This is a genomic window from bacterium (genome assembly GCA_035528375.1).
Lineage (GTDB): Bacteria > RBG-13-66-14 > RBG-13-66-14 > RBG-13-66-14 > RBG-13-66-14 > RBG-13-66-14.
The window spans coordinates 73,642-86,230 of record DATKYS010000118.1; the positions used below are offsets into that span (position 1 = coordinate 73,642).

9 protein-coding genes are annotated in these 12,589 nt (G+C 65.2%); 3 read left to right on the forward strand and 6 right to left on the reverse strand.

The features are described from left to right. Nucleotides 1-133: 133 nt before the first annotated feature. Entirely contained in the window at nt 134-826 is a 693-nt protein-coding gene (locus VM054_09590) for a hypothetical protein (GenBank protein HUT99313.1), read from the forward strand. A gap of 287 nt (nt 827-1,113) precedes the next feature. Beyond that, entirely contained in the window at nt 1,114-1,968 is an 855-nt protein-coding gene (locus VM054_09595) for a response regulator (protein HUT99314.1), read from the forward strand. Between the two features lie 64 nt (nt 1,969-2,032). Here the strand turns inward: VM054_09595 and rpoD are convergent, their stop codons facing one another. The 6 genes from rpoD to VM054_09625 form a co-directional block, all read right to left on the reverse strand. Further along, nucleotides 2,033-3,847, reverse strand: a complete 1,815-nt coding sequence (gene rpoD / locus VM054_09600) for an RNA polymerase sigma factor RpoD (protein ID HUT99315.1) — start codon at nt 3,845-3,847, stop codon at nt 2,033-2,035. Nucleotides 3,848-4,193: 346 nt separating this feature from the next. Continuing rightward, the gene (dnaG, locus tag VM054_09605) at nt 4,194-5,957 is read right to left on the reverse strand and encodes a DNA primase (protein ID HUT99316.1); all 1,764 of its coding nucleotides are present in this window, start codon (nt 5,955-5,957) and stop codon (nt 4,194-4,196) included. Further along, complete coding sequence (locus tag VM054_09610) at nt 5,958-8,306, reverse strand: endonuclease MutS2 (protein ID HUT99317.1); 2,349 nt, start codon at nt 8,304-8,306, stop codon at nt 5,958-5,960. 91 nt (nt 8,307-8,397) lie between these two features. Next, a complete protein-coding gene (locus VM054_09615; protein ID HUT99318.1) occupies nt 8,398-8,769 on the reverse strand; it encodes a hypothetical protein in 372 nt (123 codons plus the stop codon). Between the two features lie 10 nt (nt 8,770-8,779). Next, entirely contained in the window at nt 8,780-9,784 is a 1,005-nt protein-coding gene (locus VM054_09620) for an iron ABC transporter permease (protein ID HUT99319.1), read from the reverse strand. Nucleotides 9,785-10,020: 236 nt separating this feature from the next. Further along, entirely contained in the window at nt 10,021-10,497 is a 477-nt protein-coding gene (locus tag VM054_09625; GenBank protein ID HUT99320.1) for a hypothetical protein, read from the reverse strand. 410 nt (nt 10,498-10,907) lie between these two features. On the opposite strand from VM054_09625, the gene uvrB reads away from it, so the two are divergent. Continuing rightward, on the forward strand, nt 10,908-12,589 hold a 1,682-nt coding region (uvrB, locus tag VM054_09630), incomplete at its 3' end, for an excinuclease ABC subunit UvrB (GenBank protein ID HUT99321.1).

Below are 12,589 nucleotides of genomic sequence, written 5' to 3' on the forward strand. Positions count from 1 at the left end.
GAAACCTCGCGGTGGGTCGTCCTTCGCCGCGATGATACCAAGCCCGCCCCGCACTGGCAAGCCCCGCGCTTGACACGCATGCCGCGGCGCGGGATATAATGGGAATGAAAAAGAATCAATCCCGCGAGGCGGCATGAGACCTACCCTGACCATCCTGCTCCTGGCGTCCCTCCCCGCGGCGGCCGACGTGGCGCCGGGCCGCTGGGTGGAGGACCGCCCCGGAGGCGCGGCGCCCGAGCACCCTACAATCTCCATGTCCGACGAGGAGGTCACCGTCTTTTTCTGGGAGGACGTCGTCCTGGTCGAGGCGTGGTACGACATGACCAACGCGGGGCCCTCCGGTCTGACCCCGATGATGCTGCCCATGTACTTCATCTACCCCGGCGGGGGACCGGACGAGGACTTCGAGCCGTGGGTGCGGATGAGCGTGAACGGAGAGGAACTGGAGACGCGGGCCTTCCTGCGGCCCCAGTACGACGAGGCGGGGGAGTGGTCGGCGACCATGGTCATGGCGCTCTTCAAGTACGACCTTCCCCCGTACGAGACCACGCGGCTTTTCGCCAGCTACCTGGCGCCCTACGTGTGGCGTGAGGACGGCGGCTGCTTCGAGTACCCCCTGGGCACGGGGGGCGGCTGGCACTCCCCCATCGGCCACGGCACCCTCTACCTGCGCCCGGGCCCGGGGGCGGATTGGGGCGTGGTCGAGGATTTTGGTGAAAAGCACCTGCCCGAGCCGACCTTCGATGGCGAGACGGCCGTCTGGGAGTTCACCGACCTGGAACCCCCGCCGGACACATGCTACTGGCTCAGAGTGAGGGGGATGTGACACCAGTTTGGCGCGCCAAAACGAAGCGAAGCGAGCTACACCCCGGCGAAATGGGGGGCGCTTCAGGAAAACGCGCGATTCAGCGGCGGTGTTTTTTTATGCGGGGGTGACGCCCCGCTTTTTTATACCGGGCGCCGGACCGCGTCCGGCGGGCCTCTCCGTTTCAACGACGGGATCCGCCCTCCGTCCCTGGTACACATCTTGCGTCCAAGGAGGCAGACCATTCAAAATCGGTAATTCACCCCGCGAGGAACATGAAAAACGAAGCGAACCGAGCGGAGCGAGCTATGCCTCTGGCAAACCGAGTTACGCCCCGGCGAAACGAGCGGAGCGTGCTATGCCCCCGGCGAAACGTACTCATCATTGACGACGAGGAAAACCTCCTGGAGCCGCTCACCCTGGGCCTAGAGCAACTTTCCCCGGGGTTCTCCTACACCGCCACCTCCGACCCGGTGGAGGGGATGGTGCTGCTGGACCGGATGCACGTGGACGTCCTGGTCACCGACATGATAATGCCCTACGTCACCGGCCTGGACATCATCGAGCAGGTCGTCAACCATTTCCCCCAGACCGCCTGCATTTTAATGACGGCCTACGGCTCGCCGGACATCGAGCTGATTCTGGACGAGTACTCGGTCAGCTACGTCGAGAAGCCGCTGGACCTGGACGTGCTCCACCGGATGATAGTCAACCTGACGAGGGAATCCAAAACCGGGACCGACATGAGCGGGGTCATACTGCCCACCTTCGTCCGGGTGCTGGCGACGAAGGAGCTGACCTGCCGGGTGGACATCGAGTGCCGGGAGAAGAAGAAGGGGACGCTATTCTTCTCGCAGGGGGAGCTCTTCAACGCCAAGCTCGGCAACCTGTCGCCCGAGGCGGCGGCGGAAGCCATGCTGACCTGCGAAAAGTCGAAGATAACCATCCACCAGTTCAAGCACCCCTTCCGCCGGAAAATCCATCGGAGCATGGAGGAGATTCTGCACGTGACGTCGGGGGAGGAAGAGGAACCCTTCGCCACCATCGGCGGTGCGGATTCCTTCGACGATCCCGACTGCGGTTACCTCGACACGGGGAACCTCATCGGGCTCCTCTCCGCCGGCGTCACGCTGAAGTACAACCTGCTCCCGCGGAAGGAGTGAGGCCGGTCCAGACGCAAAAAAAAGGAACGCCCGGTGGCGTTCCTTTATATTGGTATAAAACGGTTTACAACTCGAGGAAGGCCTTGAGCTTGTTCGAGCGGGTGGGGTGCCGCAGCTTGCGCAGCGCCTTGGCCTCGATCTGCCGCACGCGCTCGCGGGTGACGTTGAAGATCGTGCCGACCTCGTCCAGGGTACGCGGGCACCCGTCGCCCACGCCGAAGCGGAAGCGCAGGACCTTCTCCTCGCGGCGGGTCAGGGTCGAGAGAACGCTCTCTATCTGCTCGCTCATGAGCATGAAGGCCGCCGACCGCGCCGGGCTCACCGTGTTCTTGTCCTCGACGAAATCGGCTAGGTGGGAGTCCTCCTCCTGCCCGATGGGCGTCTCCAGGGAGATGGGCTCCTGGGCTATCTTGAGTATGCGGCGGACCTTATCGGCGCTCATGCCGAGCTCGTCGGCTATCTCGGTGGGTGTCGGCTCGCGCCCCAGCTCGTGCAGGAGCTGGCGGCTGGTGCGGATGACCTTGTTTATCGCCTCGATCATGTGCACCGGGATGCGAATCGTGCGGGCCTGGTCGGCGATGGAGCGCGTGACGGCCTGGCGGATCCACCACGTGGCGTAGGTGGAGAACTTGTAGCCCTTCTTGTAGTCGAACTTGTCCACCGCCCGCATCAGGCCGATGTTGCCCTCCTGGATGAGGTCCAGGAAGTGGAGGCCGCGGTTGGTGTACTTCTTGGCGATGGAGACGACCAGCCGGACGTTGGAGCGGACCAGGGTCATCTTGGCCTCGTGGACCTGCTGACGCCCCTCCCGGATCCGCTTGACCACGTCTCGGAGGTCGTCGGTGGTCATGCCGACCTGCCGCTCGACCTGCCGGACCTTCTCGGCGGCCTTGGTGAGCCGTTGCACCGTCCGGGCCAGCCCCTCCTCGTCGGTGGAGAGCCGCTTCATCAGCCCGGCGGCCAGGGGGTTCTTCACTGTGATGTTGTCGGAGATGGCCTCGGCTTCCTCGAGGCTTATCCCCAGCTTCTTCGTCGTCTGCTCCAGGTCGCGCTGCTTGAGATTTATCAGGCGTAAAAGGTCTATGATGCGGTCAGCGAAACGGTTTATCTGCAGGGGGGAGAACTGCACGTCTAAGAGCTTCTCCCGGATGGCGAGCTCACCGGCCGAAATCAGAGCCCTGTCGAGCTCCCGATTCTCATGCTTCGCGTCGGCGAGCTCGGTCATTATCTGCTGGTGCTCGACGTAGGTCTCGGCCAGGATCTTGCAGGTGCGGCGGATGTACTCCTTCTGCTTGTAGAGCGGGAGGCGCCCCTCGGCGTTTATCTTGACCACCTTCTCGATCTTGAGATCGCCCTGGCGGAGCTTTTCGGCGAGGGCCTCCAGATCCCGGTGGGTGGAATAAACGCTGAACACCGCGTCCTGGATGACGTTCTGGCCGCTCTCTATCCCCTTGGCGAGCTCTATCTCACCCTCCCGCGAAAGGAGGGGGACGCGCCCCATCTCGCGCAGGTAGAGGCGGACGGGGTCATCGGTGCGTATCTTCTCGACGTCCGCCAGCGCGTCGGCGTACTCCCGGGCCAGGCTGACCTCGGCACCCGCCTTGACCGTCTTGGGCATCTTGGCCTTGGACGTGTCCACGATGTCTATGTCCATCTCGTCGAAGAGCATCAGGAGCTCGTCAATCTGCTCGGGGCTGACCACGTCCGAGGGCAGGGCGTCGTAGAGCTCCGAGTAGGTGAGCTGGCCCTTCTCCTGGCCCAGAATGATCAGCTTCTCGATACTCTCGCTGGCGGGGATGTCGTGGAGGTTGTGCTTGACCTCGTTGCCTTCGGACTCTTCAAGCTCTTCGTCGAAGCTGTTGTCGTCGTCGTCCTTCACGGGCTCCTCCAAACCGAACCGGTTGCCGTACCTTCAAGAGCGGGCAATGATAAGAAAATCCTGGCGGCGATACAAGGGAGATTTCGGAAGTGTTTTCGGGGATTGTGACAAGGATAACTCGTGGAACAAAAACAAGTTACATATTACGCTGCGACCCGCGTCGCGGAAAAACGCCGCATTTTTTGCTCACGGTAAGTATAGCCGGAGTCGAACCGAATTTCCAAGGAACCCCTTGACATTACCCCTTTTAAGTCAACGAGATGGCGTAAAAAGGGCCGGAGGGCTCCCGACCCGATCATGAAACGCGGTGTAATTGAACGACTTGCAATGCCGCAGGCTCGCGCGTCTACCCCTCCTTGACCTTCAGGGAATCAATCCGGGTCAGGAGCTTCCTATAGCGCTCCTCGTCCCCCTTCCGGTACGCCTCCTTCAGCTCCGCCTTCAGCCGGATGAGCTCGGTCTCGAGGTTGCGGCGCCGGAAAGCGGCCAGGCAGTCCACGAGGGCCTTCTCCCGCTCCTCCTCGTCCAGCTCCATCGCCATCACCCTGAAGAATGCCTCCCGTGCGGCCGGTTCCAGCTTCTCCGCGGCGGGGCCGACGTCGGCGAGCCTCTCCGCCCGAACCGCCTCGTAGGCCGACTCCAAGGCGGGGCGGATGGATTCGGGAAAGTCGTCCGGGTGGATTTCCCCGACCACGCGTCCGGCCCGCTCCCGGTCGTTGAAGAGGAGGAAGAGGAGCAGCCGCACGCTCTGCTCGAGAGGAGTCGGCCTGATCCGTCTCGACGCGGCGCCCCGGTCGCCGGCGACCGCCCTCGTCTCGCGGATGGCGCGTCGCAGGTCTTGGCGCAGAGACCGGTTGCTCACCCCGAGCTTGTCGGCGAAGCGGTCTATGAGCACGTCCCGGGCCATGCTCCCCGTGAGGACGAAGAGGTGCCCGGCCAGCTCCTCCACGAGCTTCCCGCGTCCCAGGGTGTCGGCGGGGCGGTGACGGCCGATCAGGGTGAGGACCAGGAACTCCTCTATACCCACGGCCGCGTCGAGAACCGAGGACAGCGCGGCGGGGCCGTCATCCCGAATCACGTCGTCGGGGTCCCTCCCCGAAGGGGGCGTGGCCACCCGCACGGCCAGCCCGGCGTTGACCAGGTGTAAAAGGGAACGGAGGGCGGCCGCCTGTCCGGCGGAATCGCCGTCGAAGAGCACGACCACGCCGTGATCGGCGGCGAACCGGCCCAGGAGCTTGGCCTGCTCCTCGGTGAGGGCGGTGCCCAACGGGGCGACCGCCGTCGCGAAACCGGCGCCGTGAAGGCTGACGACGTCCAGGTAACCCTCGACCAGGAGGGCCGGGGAATCGCGCAGCCCCTTGCGGGCCAGATCGAGGCCGTAGAGCACCGACCCCTTGTGGTAGATCGGCGACTCCGGCGAGTTGACGTACTTGGGTGTATCGGGGGCGTCGGAGAGGTCCCGCCCGCCGAAGCCGATGACCCTGCCCCGGGGGTCGCGGACGGGGAAGACGAGCCTGTCCCGCAGCCGGTCGTAGAGCCCGCCCGATTTGCCCTTGGTGCAGAGCCCGGAAGCCAGAAGAAGCTCGGGGCGGACGCCGTCGCGGGGGAGCCGCTTGGCCAGGAAATCCCACTCGGGCGGCGCGTACCCGAGGCCGAAGGCGGCCTGCATCTCCGCCGAAACCCTGCGCCGGGCGAGGAACTCGCGGCCCTTGATCCCGGCGGGCGAGGTGAGGACGCGCTGGTAGAGCGTGGTCGCCCGCTCGAGGGTCCGGTAGGCGTCGTCCCGCTCCCCGCGGCGGTCCCCCGTCCGGTCGGCGGTTTCATTTATTTCGACGTTGAACTTGCGCGCCAGGTGCCGGACCGCCTCGAGGAAGTCCATCTTCTCCAGCTCCATGACGAAGCTGAATACGTCGCCGCCCACGCCGCAACCGAAGCAGTGGTAGAACTGGCGCGTGGCGTGGACGTTGAAGGAGGGGGTCTTCTCCTCGTGGAACGGGCAGAGGCCGACGTAGTTCTGGCCGCGGCGCTTGAGCTGGACGTACTCGCCCACCACGGCGACGATGTCGGCCGCCCGCCGGACACGCTCCAAACTGGCGTCGTCAATGGCCATTTACTTCAGCTCCACCTCGGTGACGCCTATTCCGCCGAGCTTGGGTTCCGCCGCGGCGAAGGCCCGCACGTGGCGGTGGTTTTTCAAGAAATCCAAAACGGCGAAGCGCAGCGCCCCCGTCCCCCGACCGTGGATGACGCGGACGTTGCCGTGCCCGGCCAGGGCGGCGTCGTCCAGGTACTTGTCTAAAATCTCCAGGGCCTCCTCGACCCGCTTCCCCACGATGAGCAGCTCGGAGGGAACGTAGCGGTCGGGGACCTCCGCGCTTTCGGGGGGACCCGCGGGGCGCGCGTCGGCGACCTTCGTCAATTTGCTCACGGGGACCGTCATCCGGACCGCCCCCATGGCGATGACCGCCCGGTCGCCCTTTATTTCCAGGAGGTCGGAGGCGGTGCGGGCGCCGTCCAGACGCACCCGGTCGCCGACGGCTATCTCCCCGGTATCGGTCGGGGCGCGATCCTCGGCGGTGAACCGCCGCTTCAGCTCATCGCGCTGCCGTTTCAGTCTCTCCCGGGGGCGGGAGAGACCGGCGTCGGTTGGGGCCTGCCCCCTCTCCCGCAGTCGTCGGGCCGCCTCCTCCGTCTCGTGCTCCACCCGGGCCAGCTCCTCCTCCAGGGACCGCCGGATGGCCTCCAGCTCCGCCGTCTTCCCCCCCTCGATCAGGGCGATGCGCTCGGCCGTCTCCCGGCGGACGCGCTCCAGCTCATCCCTCAAATGTTGGTTGTCCACCTCGGCGTCGCCCCGGCGCCGGCGCTCGTCCTCCAGCTCGGCGATCAGGCGGTCCAGGCGCAGGTACTCCTCGTCGAGGTAGCCCTCGGCCTCGCGGACCAATCCGCCGTCCAGCCCGAGGCGGCGGGCCATCTGGAGCGTGTTCGAGGCCCCCGGCGAACCGATGCTGACCCGGTAGAGCGGGGCCAGTGTCTCGGGATCGAAGGCCACCTGGGCGTTCTCCATGCGCTCGGCCCCGTAGACGAAGCCCTTGAGGGAGTCGTAGTGGCTCGTGGCCACCACCCAGGCCCCGGCGGACTGCAGGCGGGTCAGAACCGCCATGGCCAGGGCGGCTCCCTGGTCCGGATCGGTGCCGGTGCCTATCTCGTCCAGAAGGACCAGCGACCCCCGCCCCACCGCGGAAAAAATCTCGCCCAGGCGCTTGACGTGGTAGCTGAAGGTGGAGAGGTCGCCCTCCACGGACTGCTCGTCGCCGATGTCGGCCAGCACCGAGGCGCGGATACCGACGGTGGAGTCGGGGCTCACCGGAATCGGCAGGCCGCTCTGGACCATGACCGTCAGGAGGCCGAGGGTCTTGAGCGCCACGGTCTTGCCGCCGGCGTTGGGCCCGGTGATTAAAAGGACGTCGTAGTCGCCGCCCAGCTCGAGGTCCACGGGCACCACCTCGTCGGCGGGGTGGTGCAACAGTAGCACGGGGTGGCGGGCCGCCAGGAGACGGGTGGGCCCGTCCTCGGTGAGCTCGGGGACGGCGCCGCCCAGCTTCAGCGCCAGTCGGCCCTTGGCCTGCGCCAGATCCAGCCGGGCGACGAGGCCGTAGTCCAACTCTATGGCGTCGAGACGACTCCGCGCCAGTTCGCTCAGCTCGCCGAAGAGACGCGCTATCTCCTCCCGCTCGGCGCGGTGGAGGGCGGCCAGCTCGTTGTTCTCCTCGACCACGGCCAGGGGCTCCACGTAGAGCGTCGTCCCCGACTTGCTCTGGTCGTGAACGATGCCGGCCACCCGACCGCGGAAGTCGCGCAGGATAGGGATGACGAAGCGCCCGTCCCGTTGGGTGACGACCCGCTCGCCCAGTGAGTCTCCCAGCCCCGGCGAGGCGATCATCTCCAGCAGGCGGTCGTTGATCCTGCGGCGGAGCCTTTCCATATCCCGGCTCAGGCGTTTCAGGAGGGGCGAGGCGTCGGGCTTGACGGAGCCGTCCTCCTCGAGGACGCCGCCGATGGCGTCGCGGAGGTCGTCCAGGGGCAGGATGTCGGCGACTATCGCGGCCAGACCTGGGTAGATTGCGTCGTCGGGCCGTTTTTGGCGCAATCCGCCGACGACCACCGCCAGGAAGTAGAGCTCGAGCAGAGCCCCGGCCTCGAGGGTCGCCCCCGGGGGGGCCAGGCTCCGGAACGCGGGCCGGAGGTCCTCGTGCCGCCCGATGGGGAGCGGGGAGTCCGTCGCCAGGAGCCGACGCGCCTCATCGGCCAGGGCCAATCCCTCTCGGACTTCGAAAAGTGCCGCGGTCGGGCTCAGGGCGAGGGCCAGTTCCCGACCGGCGTGGGTCTGAGTTCCACCGCCGAGCTCCCGGAGGATTTTCGGGAAGTCCAGGAGGTTTTCGCTGAATTCCTCGAAGGTCATGCGAATGTCCGCTGGGAGACAAGGTGTTTAAACCCCTTGCCCCCAAAAAGGGCGGCCGACCGCCCTGCAGGAGAAGGGTACGGTCTTCGGGCTAGGAGAGGAGTTCGGAGAGCTCCCCGATGGCATTATTCGTGGCCCGGCGGTAGGGGCGACTGCGCGGAAAAACGGCGGCCAGGACGTAATCCACGCCGTCCACGAGGAAGAAGCGGAAACAGTACTTCATCCCCCCCACGGACGTGGCTAAAATCTCGTCCAGCTCGACCCCGGAGGAATCCCGGCGGAGCTCGGCGATGGGGGTCTGGAGTTGGAGGGATATGAGGTTCAGGAGGTCCACGTGCCCGCCCCGGCCCCAGGAGCAGATGATGAGCCCGTCCTCACCCACCAGGGCGACCTCCTCGAAGGCCGATTTATCGCCGATGCGGGTCAGCACCGCAGCGATGCGATCGTAGAGGCTTTCCGTCAAAGGAACCTCCTTAGAGCAGCTCCCCGCGCCCACTTCGCCGGTAGATGTGGAAGAAGAAAGGTCCCCCGGCCAGGGCCAGCGCCGCCCCCAGCGGCAGGGACGGCAGACGGAGGTACACGAGGGCCAGCCGCACGAGGTTGTCCGCGGCTAATACTAGCACAGCCCCCACCAGGGCCGCCAGCGGGAAAAGGCGCCGATGTCCGGCGCCGGCGGTCACGCGGACCAGGTGCGGGGCCACCAGACCGACGAAGGGGACGATGCCGGCGAAGGCCGTCACCGCGGCGGTGGCGAGCGAGGCGGCCAGGAGGATGCCACGCCGAGTCCGCTTCAGCTCAACGCCCAGGGAGTGGGCCTGCGCCTCCCCCAGGGCCAGGGCGTCCAGGGCCGGGGCGCAAAGGAAAAGGTACACCCCAGCGGCGACGACGATAACGGCCGTGATCAAAAGCGGCCACCACTCCACGTAGGGGGTGGATAAATCGCCCAGGAGCCAGGCCAGCACGGCACCCTGGCTGAACACCGGCAGCCAGGCCAGGATGACCAGAATCACGCCCGAGAGAGTGGCGTTGGTCACCACGCCCGCCACGATGAGCCCCGAGCGCGAGCCCCTCTCCCGCCCGGCCAGGCCCCAAACCGCGAGCGCCGCGCCCAGACCCCCGGCGAAGGCGAAGACCTGGCGGCCGAGGCAGCCCAGGAGGCCCGCGCCTATGCCGAGGAGCGCCGCCAGAGCGACGCCCGTCCCGGCCCCGGCGCTCACGCCGGTGAGAAATGGATCGGCCAGGGGATTACGCGTCAACCCCTGCAGCGCGGCTCCGGCCATCCCCAAAGCCGCGCCCACCACCAGGCCCAGGAAGGTTCTTCCGAGGCGCAGGACGAAGATGCCCGTGAGCAGCGGATCGGACCCCGCGAGGAGCCGGGCGCACTCGCCGGGGCCGAGACCCGGCCCCACGAAAAGACCGACGAAGAGTCCGCCCGCGCCGAGAACGACGAGAAACGCCACGGATGCGCGTCTATCCATACGTGGTGGATACTACGGGGCGTCGGGGCGTCAAGTCAAGGGTCGCGACTTCGACCGCGGTTGGGCGGGGACCGAATGCTGAGACAAGGGGTTTAAACCCCTTGCCTTTATGGAAAACCAAGGCGTCGAGCCTTGGTCGGTCGGGTCGTGCTCACTCGGTCGTCGGGATTGGGCGCCCTGTCGGCGAAAAGCCCTGGTCGGTTGGGTCGCACGGCTGCCGGGCCGCAACTTTCCGCTCAACTCCTCAGAAGGTTCAGCAGGCGGTTCAGCTTTCTATCCCGCGACAGTTTCCGGTGGTTGAATTTCCACGCATACTCGGCGAGGTACAGCGGGAGGCGGGTGTAGCGGATGCCGCCCCTCCCGACCAGATTTTCCCTGAGGTAGCTCCAGAAGTTCGAGAGCAGCTCATCCTGACCCTTCGCGTCAACCTGACACGCCTCGTAGATGTACCCCGCTTCGGGCCCGTCCGTGGGAGTCCAGTAAGCGATGGAGAGCGAGACGGGCTCCTTTTTAAATTTGCGGATAAGGTCCGATTTCCCTTCCGCGGGCAGGGCCGTGGCGTAAACCAGGTCATTCCGCCCGATTAAAATGTAAAGCGGCCGGCGGCGCGTATTAATCCACGGAAAAGAGCGTGATACGCCTTCGAGGACCGCCTCGTTATGTCGTGATAATATATCTTTTAGAGAAGCCGCCAGCGCCCGGCGCAGAACCATCAGGGCCCGCAATACGCGGCGTCTTTCTATATGGGTTTCCGTGGAAATATAATTACTGCTGTTGTTATTGATAAAGTGCCGAATAATCGCTTCCCACTGTTCGGTACGCAACCTCAGCGGAAGCCGATCAGGCTTCCACTCGTACCGGCAGGCGCTGCACATGAGCTTGTCCCTGCGCACGCGGTACAGTTTGGCGTTTCCGCACCTGGGACATATACTATTTGAAATCATAGCAATGCGAGTGGCTGAACTGGAACTATGTCAATATGATACAGATAGCTCAACACAGATTTTAGATGTTATATTAAAGTGACCCAGGTGTCAACTATTGTCTGCACCCCTTGACAACGAAGACGCTCGCTGGTAACTTTTACGGCTTGCTAAGTGCAACTTTTGTACCAGGAGCCGGCGTGTCCAAGTTCCAGCTCGTCACCGATTACGTGCCAAAGGGGGACCAGCCCGGAGCCATCGCCGTGCTCGTGAATGCGCTCGGGGAGGGTAAAAAACACAACGTGCTCCTCGGCGTCACCGGCTCGGGCAAGACCTTCTCCGTGGCCAACGTGGTGGCGCGGGTCAACCGCCCCACCCTCGTCATCAGCCCCAACAAGACCCTGGCGGCCCAGCTCTACTCCGAGTTCAAGACCCTCTTCCCCTACTCGGCCGTGGAGTACTTCGTCAGCTACTACGACTACTACCAGCCCGAGGCCTACATCCCCTCCACCGACACCTACATCGAGAAGGACTCCTCGATCAACGAGCAGATAGACAAGCTGCGCCTGTCGGCCACCGCCTCCCTCCTCAGCCGGCGCGACGTCTTGATCGTGGCATCCGTCTCCTGCATCTACGGCATCGGCACCCCCGAGGACTACGAGGCGATGAGCGTGAAGCTCTTCGCGGGCGACCACTTCGAGCGGGACGAGCTTCTGGAAAAGCTCGTGGACATCCAGTACACGAGGAACGACATAGACTTCAGCCGCGGCCACTTCCGCGTGGCCGGCGACATCGTGGACGTCTACCCGGCCTACGGCGACACCGGCCTGCGCGTCGAGTTTTTCGGCGACGAGATAGACCGACTGTCGGTCATAGACCCGCTCACGGGGAACCGGGTAAACGACCTGGCGACGATGACCGTCTTCCCCGCCCGCCACTTCGTCAGCCAGACTTGGCGCCTGGAGCGGGCCATCCGCTCCATCGAGGAGGAGCTCGACGAAAGGCTCCAGGTTCTGTTGAGGGAGAACAAACTCCTCGAGGCCCAGCGCCTGGAGAGCCGCACCCGCTACGACCTGGACATGCTGCGCGAGGTGGGCTACTGCAACGGCATCGAGAACTACTCCCGCCACCTCACCGCCCGACCGCCGGGCAGCAGGCCCAACGTCCTCTTGGACTTCTTCCCCAAGGACTGGCTCCTGGTCATTGACGAGAGCCACGTGGCCCTGCCCCAGCTCCACGGGATGTACAACGGCGACTACTCGCGCAAGAGCACACTGGTGGAGCACGGCTTCCGCCTGCCCTCGGCCCTGGACAACCGACCGCTCAAGTTCGAGGAGTTCGAGAGCATGGTGAACCAGGTCATCTACACCTCGGCCACACCCAGCGCCTACGAGCTGGAGCAGGCCGCCCGGAACGGCGTCGTCACCGAGCAGATAATCCGCCCCACCGGCCTGGTGGACCCGGAGGTCATCATCCGGAACTCCGAGGGGCAGATAGACGACCTCATGGCGGAAATCCGGGAACGGATAGCCATGGGCCACCGGACACTGGTGACCTGCATGACCAAGCGCATGGCCGAGGATTTGGCCGAGTACCTCTCCGAGGCCGGTATCAGCTCGCGCTACCTGCACTCCGAGATTAACACCATCGAGCGTGTGGAGATAATCCGCGGCCTCCGGCTGGGCGAGTTCGACGTCCTGGTGGGGATCAACCTCCTGCGCGAGGGGCTGGACCTGCCCGAGGTCTCCCTGGTGGCGATTCTGGACGCGGACAAGGAGGGTTTCCTGCGGAACGCGCGCAGCCTCATACAAACAATAGGCCGATGCGCTCGCAACGTCAAGGGCCGCGTCGTCATGTACTGCCGAGACGGCAAGCCCGGCGC

Coding starts and splice junctions, on each gene's coding strand:
- VM054_09590 (HUT99313.1), top strand. CDS start 134: ATGAGACCTACCCTGACCATCCTGCTCCTGGCGTCCCTCCCCGCGGCG.
- VM054_09595 (HUT99314.1), top strand. CDS start 1,114: ATGCCTCTGGCAAACCGAGTTACGCCCCGGCGAAACGAGCGGAGCGTG.
- dnaG (HUT99316.1), bottom strand. CDS start 5,957: ATGGCCATTGACGACGCCAGTTTGGAGCGTGTCCGGCGGGCGGCCGAC.
- VM054_09610 (HUT99317.1), bottom strand. CDS start 8,306: ATGACCTTCGAGGAATTCAGCGAAAACCTCCTGGACTTCCCGAAAATC.
- VM054_09620 (HUT99319.1), bottom strand. CDS start 9,784: ATGGATAGACGCGCATCCGTGGCGTTTCTCGTCGTTCTCGGCGCGGGC.
- VM054_09625 (HUT99320.1), bottom strand. CDS start 10,497: ATGGTTCTGCGCCGGGCGCTGGCGGCTTCTCTAAAAGATATATTATCA.